1 protein-coding gene is annotated in these 1,538 nt (G+C 58.6%); it reads right to left on the bottom strand.

The genetic code is table 11. From position 1 onward, the window contains the following. Positions 1 to 1,538: AMP-binding protein (locus ACGF7G_RS22270; protein ID WP_387468456.1), on the bottom strand; the 1,538-nt coding region annotated here is incomplete at both ends.

The raw sequence follows: 1,538 nt of genomic DNA on the forward strand, positions 1-1,538 counted from the left end.
CCGTTAAGCAGCGGGGCCCAAACCTCAAACGTGCTGGCATCAAATGCCGGATTCGCGGTAAAAGCCACCCGGTCTGCCGGACTGACTTCCGCATAGTTATTATTGATAACCAGCCGGACGACCGCACGGTGCGACACCAGCACTCCTTTTGGGGTACCGGTGGAGCCGGAAGTGTACATGATATACGCGGGTTCAGCACTGGCGCCTGGCAGCTCAAGATTACTATTTACTTGCTCACTGCCGGTATTTTCCTCATCCGAAAGACGCAACAACGGCACAGCCAGATTGGCCGGTATGTCCATTTGATTATCGGTAAGCAGCAACTGAGCAGCACAATCATGTAGCATCCAGTGCTTCCGCTCATCCGGCACACCCGGATCAATGGGCACATAAACCGCGCCGGCTTTAAGAACAGCCAGTTGGGCTACCACCAGCGCCACCGAACGTTCCAGCAACAGCGCAACATGCCCACCGGGACGGACCCCCTGCTCAATGAGCCGACGGGCCAGCCGGTTGGCACAGGCATTGAGTTCCGCATAACTGAGGGCCTGGTCTTCATACACCACAGCGATGGCAGCCGGGGTTTTCGCCGCCTGTTGTTCAAACAACTGATGGATGCACAAGGCTTCAGGATACGGCGTTTCCGTTGCATTCCAGGTTGTTAGTAATAAGGTCCGTTCCGTTTCCGGCAGGATGTCCAATGCCCGAACCGGCCTGTCCGGGGCGTGCTCCAGCGCGTCCGCCAGGCTTTCCAGCGCCTGCTGCATATAATCGCATACCCGCTCCGGCGCAAACGGCTGAACCGTCTGTGCCGTCAGCCCCAGAGAACCACCAAAATCCTCCACCGACAGTACGAAGGGGTAGTTAGTCCGTTCCTGCCCGCCAATAAACTCAATCCCGCTTATCCACTTATCGGATATGGCTGACACATCATTATGCCGGTAGTTCAACAGGGCACTGAAGAGCGGGATTGCGTTGTCAATGCCGCTGCATCGCTGGGCCAGCGCCAGTGACGCATGCTCATGCGCCAATAATCCGGCCAGTCGGGTATGAGCCTGCTGTACGCTCTCCCGTACCGGCGTATCATCCATATCTAACCGCAGCGGCAAGGTATTAATAAACAGCCCCAGCCCGCTGTCCATCCCTTCACCCGCCGCCATACGCCCGAACAATACGGTGCCGAACACCACGTTTTCCTGTCCGCTGGTGCGCGCCAAGACCTGCGCCCAGGCCAAATGGCACAACGTCGCCAGACTGACACCCAACTGCCGGGCGTGACGGCGCAGACGGCTATTCAGCTCCGCGGACAACATCCGGTGGGATTCCGTCACCTGCGAGCCGTCACGATACACCTCCGCCAAACCAAACGGCAGTGTCGGCTCCGCCACGTCCGCCAGCATTTCCGTGAAAAAATGAGTATGCGCCTCCTGGCTTACCCCCAACCGGGCCTGGGCCACCAGATTACGGAACGGCACCGGTGCCGGCAGCGTCTCCGCCTGTCCCGTCAGATACGCCCGGACTTCATGATGCATCACTTC

Source organism: Photorhabdus sp. RM323S (assembly GCF_042879375.1).
Lineage (GTDB): Bacteria > Pseudomonadota > Gammaproteobacteria > Enterobacterales > Enterobacteriaceae > Photorhabdus > Photorhabdus tasmaniensis.